This is a genomic window from Aliivibrio sp. S2TY2 (assembly GCF_028765525.1).
Lineage (GTDB): Bacteria > Pseudomonadota > Gammaproteobacteria > Enterobacterales > Vibrionaceae > Aliivibrio > Aliivibrio finisterrensis_A.
The window spans coordinates 512,635-529,482 of the sequence record NZ_JARACS010000001.1; the positions used below are offsets into that span (position 1 = coordinate 512,635).

15 protein-coding genes are annotated in these 16,848 nt (G+C 39.3%); 11 read left to right on the forward strand and 4 right to left on the reverse strand.

Annotation, left to right across the window (positions count from 1 at the left end):
- The first annotated feature begins 117 nt into the window (after positions 1-117).
- The 6 genes from PVK63_RS02320 (at position 118) to PVK63_RS02345 (ending at position 7,935) form a co-directional block, all read left to right on the forward strand.
- Positions 118-1,644 (forward strand): fumarate hydratase, encoded by a 1,527-nt coding sequence (locus tag PVK63_RS02320; RefSeq protein WP_130045328.1) that lies wholly within the window; start codon positions 118-120, stop codon positions 1,642-1,644.
- Between the two features lie 144 nt (positions 1,645-1,788).
- On the forward strand, positions 1,789-2,145 hold the full coding sequence (locus PVK63_RS02325) for a DUF2799 domain-containing protein (RefSeq protein WP_130086826.1): 357 nt from the start codon (positions 1,789-1,791) through the stop codon (positions 2,143-2,145).
- Between the two features lie 95 nt (positions 2,146-2,240).
- Positions 2,241-3,275 carry an efflux RND transporter periplasmic adaptor subunit gene (locus PVK63_RS02330; RefSeq protein WP_130047865.1) on the forward strand — a complete coding sequence of 345 codons (1,035 nt, stop codon included), beginning with the start codon at positions 2,241-2,243 and terminating at the stop codon, positions 3,273-3,275.
- 2 nt (positions 3,276-3,277) lie between these two features.
- Complete coding sequence (locus PVK63_RS02335) at positions 3,278-4,357, forward strand: efflux RND transporter periplasmic adaptor subunit (protein WP_130086827.1); 1,080 nt, start codon at positions 3,278-3,280, stop codon at positions 4,355-4,357.
- Positions 4,357-7,434 carry an efflux RND transporter permease subunit gene (locus PVK63_RS02340; RefSeq protein WP_130086828.1) on the forward strand — a complete coding sequence of 1,026 codons (3,078 nt, stop codon included), beginning with the start codon at positions 4,357-4,359 and terminating at the stop codon, positions 7,432-7,434. Before PVK63_RS02335 ends, PVK63_RS02340 begins: the two co-directional genes overlap by 1 nt.
- 138 nt (positions 7,435-7,572) lie before the next feature.
- The gene (locus tag PVK63_RS02345; RefSeq protein WP_374954013.1) at positions 7,573-7,935 is read left to right on the forward strand and encodes a DUF2750 domain-containing protein; all 363 of its coding nucleotides are present in this window, start codon (positions 7,573-7,575) and stop codon (positions 7,933-7,935) included.
- A gap of 39 nt (positions 7,936-7,974) precedes the next feature.
- On the opposite strand, the gene PVK63_RS02350 is transcribed toward PVK63_RS02345, so the two are convergent.
- The 3 genes from PVK63_RS02350 to PVK63_RS02360 all read right to left on the reverse strand — a co-directional run bounded on the left by PVK63_RS02350 (position 7,975) and on the right by PVK63_RS02360 (position 9,829).
- On the reverse strand, positions 7,975-8,283 hold the full coding sequence (locus PVK63_RS02350; protein WP_130086829.1) for a hypothetical protein: 309 nt from the start codon (positions 8,281-8,283) through the stop codon (positions 7,975-7,977).
- 1 nt (position 8,284) lies between these two features.
- Positions 8,285-8,452 carry a hypothetical protein gene (locus tag PVK63_RS02355; RefSeq protein ID WP_165371178.1) on the reverse strand — a complete coding sequence of 56 codons (168 nt, stop codon included), beginning with the start codon at positions 8,450-8,452 and terminating at the stop codon, positions 8,285-8,287.
- A gap of 183 nt (positions 8,453-8,635) precedes the next feature.
- Positions 8,636-9,829: a cystathionine beta-lyase gene (locus PVK63_RS02360; RefSeq protein ID WP_130086830.1), complete on the reverse strand. Its 1,194-nt coding sequence runs from the start codon at positions 9,827-9,829 to the stop codon at positions 8,636-8,638.
- Positions 9,830-9,983: 154 nt separating this feature from the next.
- Between PVK63_RS02360 and PVK63_RS02365 the strand changes: the two genes are divergently transcribed.
- The 5 genes from PVK63_RS02365 to PVK63_RS02385 all read left to right on the forward strand — a co-directional run bounded on the left by PVK63_RS02365 (position 9,984) and on the right by PVK63_RS02385 (position 15,957).
- Positions 9,984-10,334 carry a hypothetical protein gene (locus PVK63_RS02365; RefSeq protein ID WP_105054594.1) on the forward strand — a complete coding sequence of 117 codons (351 nt, stop codon included), beginning with the start codon at positions 9,984-9,986 and terminating at the stop codon, positions 10,332-10,334.
- 197 nt (positions 10,335-10,531) lie between these two features.
- Entirely contained in the window at positions 10,532-12,295 is a 1,764-nt protein-coding gene (locus PVK63_RS02370; RefSeq protein WP_130086831.1) for a type I restriction-modification system subunit M, read from the forward strand.
- Entirely contained in the window at positions 12,288-13,541 is a 1,254-nt protein-coding gene (locus PVK63_RS02375) for a restriction endonuclease subunit S (protein ID WP_130086832.1), read from the forward strand. The genes PVK63_RS02370 and PVK63_RS02375 overlap by 8 nt, the downstream gene beginning before the upstream one ends.
- Positions 13,541-14,602: a Fic family protein gene (locus tag PVK63_RS02380; RefSeq protein WP_274439822.1), complete on the forward strand. Its 1,062-nt coding sequence runs from the start codon at positions 13,541-13,543 to the stop codon at positions 14,600-14,602. The genes PVK63_RS02375 and PVK63_RS02380 overlap by 1 nt, the downstream gene beginning before the upstream one ends.
- Before the next feature lie 44 nt (positions 14,603-14,646).
- Positions 14,647-15,957 carry a hypothetical protein gene (locus tag PVK63_RS02385; protein WP_130086834.1) on the forward strand — a complete coding sequence of 437 codons (1,311 nt, stop codon included), beginning with the start codon at positions 14,647-14,649 and terminating at the stop codon, positions 15,955-15,957.
- A 15-nt stretch (positions 15,958-15,972) separates the two neighbouring features.
- Here PVK63_RS02385 and PVK63_RS02390 read toward each other — a convergent pair whose 3' ends face one another.
- Complete coding sequence (locus PVK63_RS02390; protein WP_130086835.1) at positions 15,973-16,758, reverse strand: tRNA(His) guanylyltransferase Thg1 family protein; 786 nt, start codon at positions 16,756-16,758, stop codon at positions 15,973-15,975.
- Between the last annotated feature and the right edge of the window lie 90 nt (positions 16,759-16,848).

Sequence of the window (16,848 nt, forward strand, 5' to 3'; positions counted from 1 at the left end):
GAGCAAGAGTATCATATTGGCTGTTCTAAAAGAAAATAATAGATTGGTGATCGCTCACGTCACTAAGTAAAAAAACAGACTTAACACGCCATGGAAGCATATATATAAGAGGATTTAATGATGACTGTTGGTAAAGAAACTATCATCCGCAATGAAGACGTGATCAGCTCAGTGGCTGATGCATTACAGTATATTTCTTACTACCACCCACTTGATTTTGTTCAAGCTCTAGAAAAAGCATATCACAGAGAACAAAGCCAAGCGGCGAAAGACGCAATCGCTCAAATTTTAATAAATTCACGTATGTCGGCTGAAGGGCATCGCCCTATTTGTCAGGATACGGGGATAGTAACTTGCTTTGTTAATATCGGCATGAATGTACGCTGGGAAGGAGATTTAACCGTCCAGCAAATGATTGATGAAGGAACTCGTCAGGCGTACACGAATCCAGATAACCCACTTCGAGCTTCAGTACTTTCTGATCCTGCGGGTAAGCGAATTAATACAAAAGACAATACGCCTGCGGTAGTTCATATTAATATGGTACCAGGTGATAAGGTTGAGATTCAGATAGCAGCAAAAGGCGGCGGCTCTGAAAATAAAACAAAAATGGTGATGCTAAATCCTTCAGATGATGTGGCGGAATGGGTAGAAAAGACCTTACCATTAATGGGAGCCGGTTGGTGTCCACCAGGAATGCTAGGTATAGGTATTGGTGGAACCGCTGAAAAAGCAGCTGTATTAGCAAAAGAATCATTAATGGAGCATATCGATATTCAAGAGTTGATCGATCGTGGTCCTGAAAACGCAGAAGAAGAGCTTCGTCTTGATATCTTTAATCGCGTGAATAAGCTTGGTATTGGTGCGCAAGGCCTTGGTGGTTTAACAACCGTTGTTGATGTAAAAATCAAATCCGCACCAACTCATGCAGCATCAAAACCCGTATGCATGATCCCAAACTGTGCAGCGACTCGTCATGTTCATTTTACACTTGATGGCTCAGGCCCGGCGGACTTACAACCACCAAAACTTGAAGAGTGGCCAGATATTACGTGGGAAGCAGGTGCTAATACACGCCGAGTTAACCTTGATACGATCACAAAAGAAGACGTACAAGAATGGCGAACGGGTGAAACGGTTCTGTTAACTGGGAAAATATTAACAGGCCGTGATGCAGCGCATAAGCGTCTTCAAAGCATGATTGAAAGCGGAGAGGGTTTACCTGAGGGCGTTGACTTCAATGGTAAGTTTATTTACTACGTCGGCCCAGTTGATGCTGTTGGTGATGAAGCCGTAGGCCCTGCTGGCCCAACAACGTCCACTCGTATGGATAAATTTACCGATATGATGCTTGATACGGGCTTAATGGGCATGATTGGTAAAGCAGAGCGTGGTCCAGCAACGGTTGCGTCTATTAAAGATAAAAAAGCCGTGTATTTGATGGCGGTAGGCGGTGCGGCTTATTTAGTAGCTAAAGCGATTAAAAAAGCACGAGTAGTGGCTTTTGAAGACTTGGGAATGGAAGCCATTTATGAATTTGAAGTGGAAGATATGCCAGTAACGGTTGCTGTTGATTCAACAGGGGCAAATGCGCATCAAATCGGCCCAGATACATGGAAAGTTAAAATCGCTGAAATGAATTAATTGATTTATATTTCTAGGATTTAAGAAAGCACTCATAAATTGAGTGCTTTTTTTATACTTGTGTTTTTAATGTTAACTATTTAGGTCTAAACTAAGTTATTATGTTGTTGATATTGTGTGATTTAGATTGTTCTTGGAGGAAGTATGAAGCAGAAAGTTGTTAGTCTAATGATGTTGTTATTAGTTGGCTGTACAGCTTCACAATCTGAAGTAAAAGAAAAAAATACGGATGATTGGTTCCAATATGGAGAGCAAAGAGCAAAAAATGGCTTTTTAGTTCAAGAAAAGGAAACTCTAGAAAGTGCAAACCCAGAGGAGGTGGTTACGGAGGCATTCTATAATGCGTACCTTGAAGGGCATACCTCTGGAACGACTATCTATTGTTCTCAAGAAGCCTATATTTTAGGGTTACGTGAAGCGCCATATTTTGGTATTTGCGATCAAGTTATGCCTGATTTTCGTGCTGAGTATGAAAAAGGGAAAAATCATAAAAAAGAATAAATAAGAGTATTTTTATAACTTATTATTCTTATTGACTGGATGACGGTAGGGATATGAGGAATAATTCTTATATATACCATTACAAGGAACGGTTTATGTTCAAAAAAACGATGGTAGCGACGGTGTTAAGTTCAACGCTTCTTATTGGATGTGGAAAACAAGCCCCAGTAATTGCTGAACCAGAGTCGCGACCAGCTAAAATAATGACCGTCACTGTTGGCGATCATGAAACTTCTCGATTGTTTCCAGCGCAAGCTGAAGCTGGAGATAAAGCAGTTCTTGCCTTTCGAGTTCCCGGTCAACTTAATAGCTTAGATGTTCATGCGGGTCAATTAGTTACCAAAGGGCAGTTACTAGCAACAATAAACCCTGATGAGTATCGTTTGATTCAAAAGCAGGCACAAGCACAGTACAGACTGATTGATGTTCAATACCAACGTATTAAAAAACTGCGTAAAGACAAAGTCGTCTCAGAGCAAGATTACGACAGTGCTGTAGCGAACAGAAAAACAGCGAAAGCGACGTTAGACCAAGCCAGTGCTAATTTAAGCTATACCCAATTAAGTGCTCCTTATGATGGCACCATTTCGTTATTACCTGCTGAAAATTATGAATATGTCACTGCTAAGCAACCCATTATGCATATTCAAACCAATGATATCTTATATGTTGCCTTTCAACTTCCTGATTATCTATTGCAACGCTTTAGTTTTACTCAAGTCTCGGCTTCCGTTACTTTCGATTCATTCCCAACGGTTAGTTTTCCTCTAGAATTTGAAGAAATTGATACCGAAGCAGATAGCAAGACATCAAGTTACACGGTAAAAATGAGCATGCCAAGACCAAAAGACTTAGGCATATTACCGGGAATGTCAGGCCAAGTGAAAGTGACTATTCCAAAAGGTGGCAGTGAGAAGCTTCCGCTTTCAGCGATTGAACAAGACGGCGATACCACTTATGTATGGCGTGTTTCTGAGCAAGGCATCGTTGAGAAAATCGCGATAGAGTTGAATGAAAAACGACAAGTAATTTCGGGGCTTAATGATTCTGAGCAAATAGTATCTTCAGGTATTTCTGGACTAGAAGAAGGAATGAAAGTACGCAAATGGGTTAAGGAGAGAGGATTATAATTATGCAGAAATTAATGAAACTATCCTTACTTTCAACAGCGATATTACTCACTGCTTGCAGTCCTGCTCCTATGGATACAGAAATAGAAGCTCCTAATGTTATCGTTAAAAATATTGATTCAGGTTTAGTCAGTGATCGCCTTTATCTTCCTGCTGTTGCAACAGCGGCTGATCGTTCCCATTTAAGCTTTAGACTTTCTGGTGAAGTTAAGGAACTTAATGTTCGTCCAGGTGAGACAGTTAAAAAAGGGCAAGTATTAGCAGTATTAGATAAAACCGACTACAACATCGATGTTGATAATGCCCGAGCACGTTATACCGTAGCAAACAGCCAATATAAACGTTCAAAACCGTTAGTTGAGAAAGGTCTACTTGCTAAATCTCAATTTGATGAATTAGCCGCGCAGCGTCAAATAGCATTAGCTGATTTAGAGCTAGCGAAACTTCGACTGAGTTTTACTGAACTAAAAGCCCCAATTGATGGTGTTATTTCACGAGTAAGTATTGAGCAATTTGAAACGATTCAAGTAGGTCAGCAAATAGTGAATATTAACAACAAAGATTCCGTTGATATTATTGTTCAAGTACCTGATAAATTATATTCAAAGCAACCAAACCAAGGTGTTGTAGAGTTAATTCAAGCATCTGTTCGACTTGATAATGGACAGTCTTACAATGCAAAAGTGAAAGAGTATACAACAGAGCCTGATCCAGAATCTGGAGCGTATCTTGTTACCTTAACCATGCCAATGCCAGAAGACCAATTTATTTTGGATGGTATGGCTGTTGAAGTCACTACAGAACAGAGCTCATTAAATGTAGCAAGCCAATTTGGGCTAATTATCCCTATTGAAGCCATATTCAATGAAGATGGTGATGAGATTGATAAAAAAGAAAAATATATTTGGGTCGTCGATTCTGACAATAAAGTAAAAAAACAAAAAGTAGTAACAACCAAAGCGACATCGTTTGGATTACGAGTTGTCGATGGTGTTTCAACAGGAGATCGTATTGTTATTGCAGGCGTCTCGCGATTACGTGATGGCCTAGAAGTGAATATCATCAATACGGAGGAGAAATAATGAGTCAAGAAAAAGGAATTGCAGCTTACTTTATACAAAATAAAGTGATTAGCTGGATGTTGACTCTGATCTTTATGATTGGTGGTGCATCGGCTTTCTTTGGCTTGGGGCGATTAGAAGACCCAGCCTTCACCATTAAAGACGCCATGGTAGTAACCAATTACCCAGGAGCAACCCCTGAACAGGTGGAAGAAGAGGTTACTTATCCTTTAGAGAAGGCGATTCAACAATTAACCTATGTTGATGAAGTAAATTCACTTTCAAGTCGTGGCTTATCACAAATAACGGTAACCATGAAAAACAATTATGGGCCTGATGACCTTCCTCAAATTTGGGATGAACTGCGCCGAAAAGTAAATGACTTGAAACGTCAGTTACCTCCGGGTGTTGGTGAACCGTCTGTTATTGATGATTTTGGTGACGTATATGGCGTACTTTTAGCCGTTACTGGGCAAGGGTATTCTTATAAAGAGTTGCTTGATTATGTCGATTATTTACGTCGTGAATTAGAATTAGTTGATGGAGTAAGTAAAGTCTCTGTTTCTGGTGTACAACAAGAGCAAGTCTTTATTGAAGCGTCATTAAAACGAATGACAAGCCTAGGTATTTCACCTCAAACGTTATATGGCTTACTATCAAATCAAAATACAGTATCGAGTGCAGGTGCAGTAAAAATAGGATCTGAATACATTCAAATACACCCAACGGGCGAGTTTGAAGATGTATCTCAACTTGGTGATTTAATCATTACCGAAGGCGGGGCACAAGGCCTTATTTATCTAAAAGACATTGCCGAAGTTAAACGAGGTTATGTTGAAGTACCAAGCAATTTAGTTAACTTTAATGGTAATTTTGCCTTGAATATGGGGATTTCTTTTAGTGCGGGCGTTAACGTTGTCGAGATCGGGAAACTGGTTGATCAGCGAATGCTAGAGCTGAAAGAACAACAGCCCATTGGTATTGATATTTCAGAGATCTACAGCCAACCAAAAGAAGTAGACAAATCAGTAAGTGGTTTTGTGGTCAGTCTTGGTCAAGCCGTTGCTATCGTTATCATCGTTTTACTGTTCTTCATGGGCGTACGTTCAGGCTTATTGATTGGCCTTATTTTGTTACTGACAGTGTCAGGCACATTTGTCTTCATGAAGTACTTTGCGATTGACTTACAGCGTATTTCACTTGGTGCCTTGGTTATTGCTCTTGGTATGCTCGTGGATAACGCCATTGTGGTGGTCGAAGGCATACTCATTGGTATGCAAAAAGGACGAACTCGCCTGCAAGCCGCTACCGATATTGTTACGCAAACTAAATGGCCATTATTAGGTGCAACCGTTATTGCGGTAACTGCTTTTGCGCCTATTGGTCTATCGGATGATGCAACCGGTGAATATTGTGGAACCTTATTTACTGTTCTGCTTATTTCACTGATGCTGAGTTGGTTTACCGCCATTTCTCTTACTCCGTTTTTCGCTTCTTTGTTCTTTAAAGAGACAGTGCAAAATGACGAGGAAAGCTTAGAAGAAAAAGATCCATACAATGGGATGATCTTTGTTATTTATAAGCGATTCCTTGAGTTCTGTATGCGTTACTCAGTGGTGACAATGATCATCTTGGTTATTGCACTTGGTGGAAGCATGTATGGCTTTACTAAAGTGAAACAGTCTTTCTTCCCATCTTCTACAACACCAATATTTATGGTGGATGTATGGATGCCTGAAGGGACGGATATTCGCTCGACTAATGCAACATTAAAAGAGTTAGAAGAGTGGATCTTAGAGCAAAATCATATTGAACATGTGACAACAACCGCAGGTAAAGGTCTACAAAGATTCATGCTAACTTACGCACCAGAGAAGAGCTATGCAGCTTATGGTGAGATAATGACGCGTGTGGATGATTACTTAGCGTTACCTGATCTAATGGACAAGCTTCGTCAACATATCGAAGCCAACTATCCTCAAATTCAATACAAGTTAAAACTGATTGAGTTAGGGCCAGGTGGCGGTGCAAAAGTGGAAGCACGAATTGTAGGTGCTGATCCTACAATATTACGTGGTTTAGCGGCACAGGTTATCGAGGTAATGCATCAAGATCCAGGCGCAACAAACGTACGTCATGATTGGCGTGAGCGTACTAAAGTACTTGAGCCTCAATTTAACGAAAGTCAGGCGCGTCGATATGGTATTTCCAAAACGGATGTTAATGAACTGCTTGAAATGGCGTTCTCAGGTAAAGCCATTGGTGTATACCGTGATGGGACAACATTGATGCCAATCGTTACTCGTTTGCCTGAAAATGAACGTGTAGATATTAGCACCATTGAAGGAATGAAGATCTGGAGTCCAGCGCTGTCACAATACATACCATTACAACAAGTGGTGCTAGGTTATGACGTGATTTGGGAAGATCCTCTGGTTGTGCGAAAAAACCGTAAACGCATGTTAACGGTAATGGCTGACCCTGATATTTTAGGCGAAGAAACTGCCGCAACTTTACAAAAGCGTTTACAGCCACAAATTGAAGCGATTGATTTCCCTACGGGTTATAGCTTGGAGTGGGGCGGTGAATATGAATCGTCTCGTGATGCACAAGCGTCATTGTTCCAAACCATGCCAATGGGTTACTTGTTCATGTTCTTAGTGACTGTGTTCTTGTTTAACAGTGTGAAAGAGTCGGTGATTGTTTGGTTAACGGTGCCATTGGCACTCATTGGTGTAACCAGTGGTCTGCTCTTACTCAATACCCCATTTGGCTTTATGGCACTGCTTGGCTTCTTGAGTTTGAGTGGCATGTTATTGAAAAATGGTATCGTACTGCTTGATCAAATTGAGATAGAAATACACTCAGGAAAAGAACCCTACCATGCAGTCGTTGATGCTGCGTTAAGCCGTGTTCGTCCGGTTTGTATGGCAGCAATTACGACCATTTTAGGTATGATCCCACTATTACCAGATACCTTCTTTAAACCAATGGCGGTAACCATTATGTTTGGTCTAGGTTTCGCAACCGTACTGACCTTAATTGTGGTTCCTGTGTTGTATCGCATGTTCCATAAAATTAAAGTCGTCGAATACTAAAATAGACACATAGAATAAATGTTCAAAAGCCCATATTAGAATATCTAGTATGGGCTTTTTTTGTGATATTCTATCTGGATAATACAAATACAGTCCACATATTAGGAACAGTAAATGAGCCAATTAGATCAACAAGCAATGGACAAAATCGTAAATTCTCATGAAGAAGAGCGTTTTACTTACTTTATGAAAGAAGTTGTCGCTAATCGTGAAATTTGGATTTTGACTGATGAACACGGTTGTGTGATGTTGAATACCGAAGAAGAAGATTGCGTTCCTGTATGGCCAAATAAAGAGTTTGCAGAAGCATGGGCAACAGGTGAATGGGACGTATGTAAAGCAGAGTCTATTTCATTAAACAAATGGCACAGTCGCTGGACAACAGGTCTTGAAGATGATGAATTAGCGGTTGTAGTATTCCCAAATCAAAACGAAGAAGGGCAAATCCTTTTTCCCGACGAATTCGATTTTGAATTAACAAAACAAGAAAGAAAGCGTTAATTTCTTAGTGTTAACTAGGCTGTTTTATTACGAACTAGCCTAGTTCATGATGCCATACACCATGACGGTTGAATCTTTATATGGGTTTTCAATACGTGCCGCTCGGTAAGGGGAACACATCGGCTTTAAGTGATTTGCCACAAAGAAAGGTGAATTAGCATCACACTCTTCTTGTGTATAATCAAACCATTCAGGGCAATGCTCCAACATATCCTTCCAAATGATATTATCTTCTAATGGCATCGTAAATTGGCCCACCATCTTTCCAAGGTATTGCAGAGAGCTTAATTTACCATTGATAAAAATGGCTTTAACTAAGTTGGTTGCAGTATTGTCTATATTCTTCATTTTATACTCCAGCCAATACAGCGATACCAGCACCAGCGGTGATAGTACCAAAAATAACAGCCATCACTTTGTAGACTTGTTGCCACGCTTTTGATTGAGATTTATCTCGACAAGCGAGAACGAGTAGAGCAGTGCAGGGTGAAAGAGTAATGAATAAAGATGAGGTCATAGCGGTCGCCTTATTGATAAGTATTAATGTGAAACACGAAATAAGTATTTCATAATCAATCATTCATAAGGGTAAAAACTAATGGTAAGGAAGTCTAATTGCGGTTAGTAATATCGCTGATAAGCAGTACTTATGAGAGTGTTTCCCCATACCCATAAGTACTTTAGTTATCTTATCTGATAATTATTGTGTCTCTAATGTCGTTTGATAACGGCGTAAACCTTGCTCTAAATCTTCAATCAAATCATCCACATCTTCTAGACCAATATGAACGCGGATCAAAGTCCCTTCAAACTGAGGATGAGCCACCGTTCTTAATGCATTAAAGCTTTTTGGCTCATTCGCTAAGATCAAGCTTTCAAACCCACCCCAAGAATAACCCATACTAAAATGATTCATGCCATCAAGCAGGGCCGTTGTCGCTTTGCTATCAGATTGTTTTAGCACAAAAGAGAACAAGCCATTACAGCCTTTAAAATCACGTTGATAAAACTCATTGCCAGGGCAGCTTTCAAGTGCAGGGTGACGAACGTGATCGACAAGTGGGTGCTCAGCTAACCAATTAGCAACTTTAATACTGCTTGCTTCATGCTGTTTTAGGCGAACGCCCATAGTACGTAAACCACGCATCGCTAAATAGGCGTCATCAGGTGAAATACATTGCCCCATTAAATAGCTTTGCTCGCGCAGTTGATCCCAATGCTTTTCATTCGCTACTGCGGTACCAAGCATCACATCAGAGTGACCGACAATGTATTTGGTTGCGGCTTGAATAGAGATATCAACACCATGTTCAAACGGCGAGAAGTTCACCCCTGCGGCCCATGTATTATCAAGCATAACCACAATATCTGATTCATGCGCGATACGAGCAAGTAGCGGAACGTTTTGAACTTCCATCGTGATAGAACAAGGGGATTCAGTGAATAGCACCGTGGTATTTGGTTTAATTAGATCACGAATGCCTTCACCAATCATAGGGTCGTAATAGGTGGTTTCAATGCCCATTTTCTTCAAGATGGTGTCACAGTAATCACGAGTCGGTTCATAGCAGCCATCGACCATTAAAATATGATCGCCGGTTTTTACAAAACATAAAATCGCATTGGCAATCGCCGCCGTACCGCAAGGGTATAACGCACAACCAGTACCGCCTTCTAATTCAACCATCGCATCTTGGAATGCAAAGTGAGTTTCTGTGCCACGACGTCCATAAAAAAGCGTTTGTTTTGCGCGGTTAATCATGGCGTGCGTTTTTTCAGCAACAGTATTAAATACCACGGTAGAAGCGCGTTGAACAGGAGGGTTTACTACGCCTTTTGTCCATTTTTTGCTACGACCAGCAGTGACGTATTTGGTCTCTAATTTATCTGACATCTGAATCCATTCAATTATAAGTAAATAATACCTCCATAAAGCCAAAGTGAAGGCGAAATATCAAGGATTAAAACGAATTCCTGTCGAATAAATTTTAATTACTGCTAAAATTGCGCTATCTAGATGACATGTTGACTAAAAGAGTTAAATTAAAATGCAACAGAATGAATTTGAAACACTAGTTAAAGAACTATGCCAAAAAGAAAATCTTCCTCAAGTGCTAGAAGCATTAAAAACGTGTGAAGACCAAGACATCGTTGAAGCGGCACAATCGCTAGCGGGTCAATTCCGTCTTGCTGAAGTTGAAGGCGAGCAACGTATTTATCACGTATTTAATGATGAAGATGAAAATGGCGAAGCACAAGAGCTTGCAGAGTGGATCATGAACGAAGGTGATGATGTTATCAAATTCATCGCTTGGTTCTTCTACGCAATGTTCGATATGAAGCAAAAAGAAACGTATCAAGCCGCAGGTAAAACTTACCAGCAGCCAAAGCGTTCTTAATCGCAGTTTAGTTATCCCATGACTTCCAAAAGCCAATGAATTGATTCGTTGGCTTTTTTCTTATCTATTGTCTACGTTTATCTGACGGTTCGATTGCCCCCAACGGCATAACCTCGTAAAATCCACCACATATCAATTCGTTTGAATAAACGTGTTACTTGATACACGTTACCTCTTATTTAATTAGGCTCTATTGCATGACTAACAAGCTATCTCTTCAACAGCTCGAATCCTTCTTATGGGAAACCGCCGACATTCTTCGTGGCAACATGGATGCGTCTGAATTTAAAGATTACATCTTCGGTATGATGTTTTTAAAACGTCTATCGGATGCCTTTGAAGAATCTCAAGAAAAAGTCATTCAATACTATCTCGACAAAGGCAAAACTCAGGCTCAAGCTGAAGATCTTGCTAATGATGAAGACGAATACGACAGTACCTTTTTTATCCCAGAAAACGCCCGTTGGTCAGCACTTAAAGATGTAAAGCACAACATTGGTGAAACGCTAAACAAAGCGACAGAATCAATCGAAGAATACAACTCGGCGCTAGAAGGCGTGTTAGTGACGATTGATTTCAACATCAAAAACAAACTGTCAGATAAAAAGCTGCAAGATTTACTGTCGCATTTCAATAAACATCGCTTACGTAATGAGGACTTTGAACGTCCTGATTTACTGGGTACGGCTTACGAATACCTGATTAAAATGTTTGCCGACAGCGCAGGCAAAAAAGGCGGCGAGTTTTATACCCCAAGTGAAGTGGTTCAGCTATTGGTTGAGCTATTAAAGCCTCATGCAGGAATGCGTATTTACGATCCAACATCAGGGTCGGGTGGTATGCTTGTTCAAACGCGTAACCAATTAGAAAAGCAGGGTGAAAACGCCGCTAACTTGTCACTGTATGGTCAAGAGATGAACTTGAACACGTGGGCAATTTGCAAGATGAATATGTTCTTACATGGCGTACAAAATGCCGATATTCGTAAAGGCGATACACTGCGTGACCCACAGCACACCGAAGGCGGCGAGCTAATGAGTTTCGACCGCGTTATTGCCAACCCTCCGTTCTCACTGAAAAAGTGGGGCAAAGACGAGTGTGATAACGACGGTTTTGGACGTTTCCCTTACGGCACACCACCAAAAGACGCAGGTGATTTGGCTTTTGTGCAGCACATGATCGCCAGCACCAACAGCGAAGGCATGGTAGGTGTGGTTATGCCTCATGGGGTGTTATTCCGTGGCTCAAGTGAAAAGGCGATTCGCCAAGGGATTTTAGAAGACGATTTATTAGAAGCCGTGGTGGGCTTACCATCAGGGTTATTCTACGGTACGGGCATTCCTGCGTGTTTGCTTATCATCAATAAGAACAAACCAAGTGCACGTAAAGGCAAGGTGTTATTCATTAATGGTGAATTGGAATTTGCAGAGGGCAAAAACCAAAACAAACTGCGTCCAGAAGACATCGCTAAAATTGTCGCCACCTTTGAAAACCACTCGTTTGAAAGCCAGTGTGATATTAAGCGTTATGCGCGTGTGGTTCCATTCTCTGAAATTGCTGAGAACGATTTTAACCTTAACATTCGCCGTTATGCGGATACGTCACCTCCAGCGGAGATCTTTGATGTTCGTGCAATCCTTCACGGTGGCATTCCAATGCGTGAAGTGAATGACGAATACATTCAAGAAGAGATGCTAAACGGCTTTGATGTATCGACCGTCTTTGATATAAAAAGTGATAAAAAAGACAACGACTATTATGCATTCAAATCAAGCATTGAAAGCAAAGAGCAGATCCGAGCGGTTGTTGAAGCCGCAGTCGGTGATGTTGATGCGAAGATCATCAGCCAATTAGAACACTGGTGGGACAAATACCAAGTATCTCTGCATGAGTTAGATGCACAAGTGACCGAAGCCGAACAAGTAATGCAAGGTTACTTGAAGGAGTTGGGCTATGAATGAGTTTGTGCCAGAGGGGTGGAGTGTAAATAAATTATCGGATATTTGTAATATTGTTGGTGGTGGTACACCAGAGAGAGCTAAACCTGAATATTGGGGAGGGGATATTCCATGGGTTTCTCCAACAGAAGTAACTTCTTTAAAAAGTAGATATATTACAAAGACGAAAGAAAAGATTACTGATCTAGGGCTAAATAAAAGTTCTGCGAAATTACATCCGAAAGGAACTGTTTTAATGACTAGCCGTGCAAGTATTGGTTATGTTGCTATAAATACAATTCCTGTAACTACTAATCAGGGTTTTCAATCTTTACAATGTAGAGAGAGTATAAATAATGAATATCTATATCAGCATATATCGTGGATAAAACCAGAATTAGAAAAATTATCGGCAGGTAGTACCTTTTCTGAGATATCATCGACAACTTTAAAAGGTATTCAGTTAACTTACCCACCACTCCCAGAGCAACAAAAAATCGCCGCTATTCTTACCTCAGTCGATGAAGTGATAGAAAAAACACAGACGCAAATCAACAAGCTCAAAGACCTAAAAACAGGCATGATGCAAGAGCTACTAACGCGCGGTGTTGGTGTAGATGGAAAAGCACATACCGAGTTTAAAGACTCACCAGTGGGCAGGATTCCGATGGCGTGGGATGTTGAATTAATCGGCAATTTGTTCTCAGTGCAACTGGGTAAGATGCTAAGTAAAGCCTCGAAGATAACGGACTCTCCGCTATCATACTTAGGTAATAAGAATATCCAATGGGGAAGAGTTGTTATTGATGATCTTGAGAAAATGGATTTCTCAGAGAAAGAAAAGCAAAAATTCTCATTGGAAACTGGTGACCTTTTGATGTGTGAGGGTGGGGATGTTGGTCGTTGCGCTATTTGGATGAATGAAATATCAGATTGTTATTACCAAAAAGCGATTCATCGTTTACGACCAATTGAGAATCGGTATAAACCAGTTTTACTCATGGAATATATGAAATTTGCCAAAGAGAACGGGTTACTTGTTGATTATATATCTCAAACTAGCATCGCTCACCTGACAAAGGAAAAGTTAATATCTATTCCAGTACCTGTTCCATCAATCACAGAGCAAGAAGTTATAATTAGAGTGCTTGAGACGCTGTCGAATCGGTTGAAAGTTGCTGATGGTAAACTAAAGAAAAATAGAAACCTCAAAAAAGCCCTTATGCAAGATCTCCTAACAGGCAAAGTACGAGTAAAGGTAGACAGCTAATGACGTACTCTCCTCCTTTCACATTAAACAATAAAATCGTGTCACTGGTTGCCAATATCAGTGAGCAACTTGGTCGCTTATTGGCAACTCAAAGCTCAGAGCAATCGCTCTTATTGCGTAAAGTAAACCGAGTGCGAACTATTCAAGGCTCACTAGCCATTGAAGGTAATCAGCTAAGTGAAGAGCAAATTACCGCGATTTTAGATGGGAAGAGAGTAATAGCACCTGCGCGAGAAGTGCAAGAAGCCAGTAACGCATTAACCGTTTATGAGCAATTAGACAGCTTTCAATTTGATAATGAGAAAGCACTGTTACTTGCTCATAAACAACTGATGTTAGGGTTAATCGACAGCGCAGGCCAATACCGTTCAACAGACGTTGGCGTGTTTAAAAATGATCAAGTGATCCACATGGCACCACCAGAAGGGTTAGTCCCTCGATTAATGAATGATCTGTTTGCATGGTTAGCCACCAGTGACGATCATCCATTAATAAAAAGCTGTGTGTTTCATTACGAGTTTGAGTTTATTCACCCGTTCGCCGATGGCAATGGAAGAATGGGGCGCTTATGGCAAACCCTTATTCTAAAACAATACCATGAGGTGTTTACCTATTTGCCTGTCGAAAGCTTAATTTCATCGCATCAAGATGATTATTACAAAGCCATTGCTGACAGTACCAATGGAACAAACAGCGCGCCATTTATTGAATTTATGCTATCGATGATAGAGAAATCATTGCAGCAATTACATCATAATAATCAAGCAGTAGAATACGTGACCCCCCAAGTCACCCCCCAAGTCACCCCCCAAGTCGCAGCGTTATTAAAAGCGATGGTTTCAGCACAAGAAAAACAACAACTATCACCTAAAGTCATTACCTTTAAACGTGAAGAGTTGCAGCAATTACTTGGCTTAAAAGATAAGAAGTCATTCAATCAACTTTATCTTAAACCTGCCTTAAATGAGGGGGTTATTGAAATGACCATCCCAGATAAACCAACCAGTCGATTACAACAATATCAACTCACTGAGTTAGGTAAATTAACGCAAAAATTTTAATCATAAAGGTATTTTTTTTCCGTTAGGTAATAGCGAATCTTAATATGAAAGAAGAATCTAAAAATTTAAGTAATGATGAATTTAAAGCAATAATAGAAGAAAAAATTCAAGAGGCGAGTAAATCAATAACGAAAGAAAATCCGTTTAAGATGACCCTTGGAAGTAAAAATTATTTTTTACCTCCCATTGAGTTCATGGCTCAATTTTTTGGATTAAAATTAACACATAAATCGTTATATGATTTGATGAAATCAAAAGATGCGGGGTTACCTAACATATCATCTAGCTCATTACATGAGATGCCTCGAAAGGGGGTAGGTAAATCTGTATTTAAGAAATTTTTTAATGCTTTAATTAATATCAATATTCCATCGGTAATTCGTCCGTTTTATGATTTTCTTTTGGGAAATAAAACAGAATTAGAAAGAGCCTATAAAGTGAATTCAAATGCCCATCAGTGGTTGGCTTTTTTTAATACATTTGACTCTATCATAAAGGATCCAGATTCTGATCAACAGCAAGCACAGCTTTTTCGCTATTTAATACATTTCATCACTCAACGTAGCTATCAAGAAGTTGAGTTTTTTGAATCACTAAAAGCTAAACAAAATGAGTTTAATTTAGATGATAAAATGGGGATGTGGGAAAAAGAAATTTCTCCTTTTTATTCTCAAAATACCCAAATTAGCAAAGAGGCTTTAAATTGGATTTCTCTGCTTCTGCTGGATGAAGTTAAAGTTGAAAACTTATCTAATGAACAGAAATCAGAATGTATCTATTTTGCACTCGAACTAGAATATGATTTTTTAATTAATTGTTTCGCATGCTATGAAGTAGGTTATGTCAGCCTTCGGTATGATCCTAAAGAATGTAAAAAATGGCTAATATCAGAGGTTTTGGATAAATATACGAATCAAAATAATGAAGCGAGTTGTTTTCGTTGTTTTATTGATGTCCTTGTTGAATGGCTAACATTGCATGGTGTATCTATTTCTCAGAATGATCTTGCTTCGTGTGTTCCGTATACTCCTTCTGAAACTATGGATGAAATAGACTTCAAATTAGCACAGCACAATAAGCTTTATAAATGGTACAGAGGGGTGGATCTTCCATCAGTTCAATCACTGGAAAGCTTCTTTATTAATCTATCAGAATTAACTTCTTTCTCAATTGATTTTTCGTTGGCGGATGTTGCCCAAATGACTATAGGCTTAGATAAAGCATTAGAAGTTAAGATGGAACTATTTACACGCGAATTTGGTTCGGATATCGATGTGTTTGGTGTATGGAAGCAGTGGCTTGGTACATATCCAAAATATTATAACTACCACTGCAATCAGTTTAAGAATGATTAAAAATCCAGATAACGGTTAGGTAACATTGGTTTCATGTAACCAGTTTTCAAATGAATCAATACTATTTGACGTTAGTTCTGTAAATCGTTCAAAAGATTTATGATTGTATTTTTTTAACTTTCCATCGTCAGTAATACATGGGGAAAGGTAAATACAGCCTTTGTTAATGTCACTGATATTAATGTTGAGTTGTTCGCATTTTTCTTGATAGTAATCGATATTGTTATTATTCATTTCGTTGTAGAGCTCTTCTTCTGGGACGCCTTTTAATCGAAGAGTTTTTGCTATTGAGTTTCTGTTATAGATAGCAGAGCGATAAGCAATGTACTCCTTTACTTCATCTATGTTACTTAATATCAAAGGTCTACCATCAAAAGAGCCATAAATACTGTGTTCTGAATTTTGTTGTAGCCCTTCTTTTGTAAAAAAACAACTGAATGTAGAAGCTATGGTCGTGGCTATTTTAAATAAACGATCATCATAATAGTTACTGTAAGTATTTAATATAAAAGAAACTTCATCCGATGCTACAATCACGCCTAAAAATATTTGTTGTGCATTTGTCGGTGTTTTTCTGTGAAGAACGTAGTAAGTGTCCTTAATTGCTTTTAACATTGTTCTTTGGAATAGCTTAGTGACGAGTTGGTTTTTAAGATATTTTTTACTTAGACCAATGCCATCTAAACGAACGATAAGATAGTGTTGTTCTGGAACTGTAACTTGAGCTTCTGAATCGTTTTCGATTGTTTTAAATTTGTCATGTAATGAACATAGTTGTTTAATTTTTTGTAATTTTTGCATTTTATTTACCTAACCATTTTTTAGATAGCGAATGTAAACATTACACTCGCCATTTATTTATATTGTTTAATCTACTTGGTCTTGCCAGTC

Excerpts from the sequence above, each read along its gene's own strand:
- PVK63_RS02385 (WP_130086834.1), top strand. The coding sequence starts at position 14,647 with ATGAAAGAAGAATCTAAAAATTTAAGTAATGATGAATTTAAAGCAATA.
- PVK63_RS02375 (WP_130086832.1), top strand. The coding sequence starts at position 12,288 with ATGAATGAGTTTGTGCCAGAGGGGTGGAGTGTAAATAAATTATCGGAT.
- PVK63_RS02355 (WP_165371178.1), bottom strand. The coding sequence starts at position 8,452 with ATGACCTCATCTTTATTCATTACTCTTTCACCCTGCACTGCTCTACTC.
- PVK63_RS02350 (WP_130086829.1), bottom strand. The coding sequence starts at position 8,283 with ATGAAGAATATAGACAATACTGCAACCAACTTAGTTAAAGCCATTTTT.
- PVK63_RS02325 (WP_130086826.1), top strand. The coding sequence starts at position 1,789 with ATGAAGCAGAAAGTTGTTAGTCTAATGATGTTGTTATTAGTTGGCTGT.
- PVK63_RS02370 (WP_130086831.1), top strand. The coding sequence starts at position 10,532 with ATGACTAACAAGCTATCTCTTCAACAGCTCGAATCCTTCTTATGGGAA.
- PVK63_RS02330 (WP_130047865.1), top strand. The coding sequence starts at position 2,241 with ATGTTCAAAAAAACGATGGTAGCGACGGTGTTAAGTTCAACGCTTCTT.
- PVK63_RS02365 (WP_105054594.1), top strand. The coding sequence starts at position 9,984 with ATGCAACAGAATGAATTTGAAACACTAGTTAAAGAACTATGCCAAAAA.
- PVK63_RS02335 (WP_130086827.1), top strand. The coding sequence starts at position 3,278 with ATGCAGAAATTAATGAAACTATCCTTACTTTCAACAGCGATATTACTC.
- PVK63_RS02320 (WP_130045328.1), top strand. The coding sequence starts at position 118 with ATGATGACTGTTGGTAAAGAAACTATCATCCGCAATGAAGACGTGATC.
- PVK63_RS02380 (WP_274439822.1), top strand. The coding sequence starts at position 13,541 with ATGACGTACTCTCCTCCTTTCACATTAAACAATAAAATCGTGTCACTG.
- PVK63_RS02340 (WP_130086828.1), top strand. The coding sequence starts at position 4,357 with ATGAGTCAAGAAAAAGGAATTGCAGCTTACTTTATACAAAATAAAGTG.
- PVK63_RS02390 (WP_130086835.1), bottom strand. The coding sequence starts at position 16,758 with ATGCAAAAATTACAAAAAATTAAACAACTATGTTCATTACATGACAAA.
- PVK63_RS02345 (WP_374954013.1), top strand. The coding sequence starts at position 7,573 with ATGGACAAAATCGTAAATTCTCATGAAGAAGAGCGTTTTACTTACTTT.
- PVK63_RS02360 (WP_130086830.1), bottom strand. The coding sequence starts at position 9,829 with ATGTCAGATAAATTAGAGACCAAATACGTCACTGCTGGTCGTAGCAAA.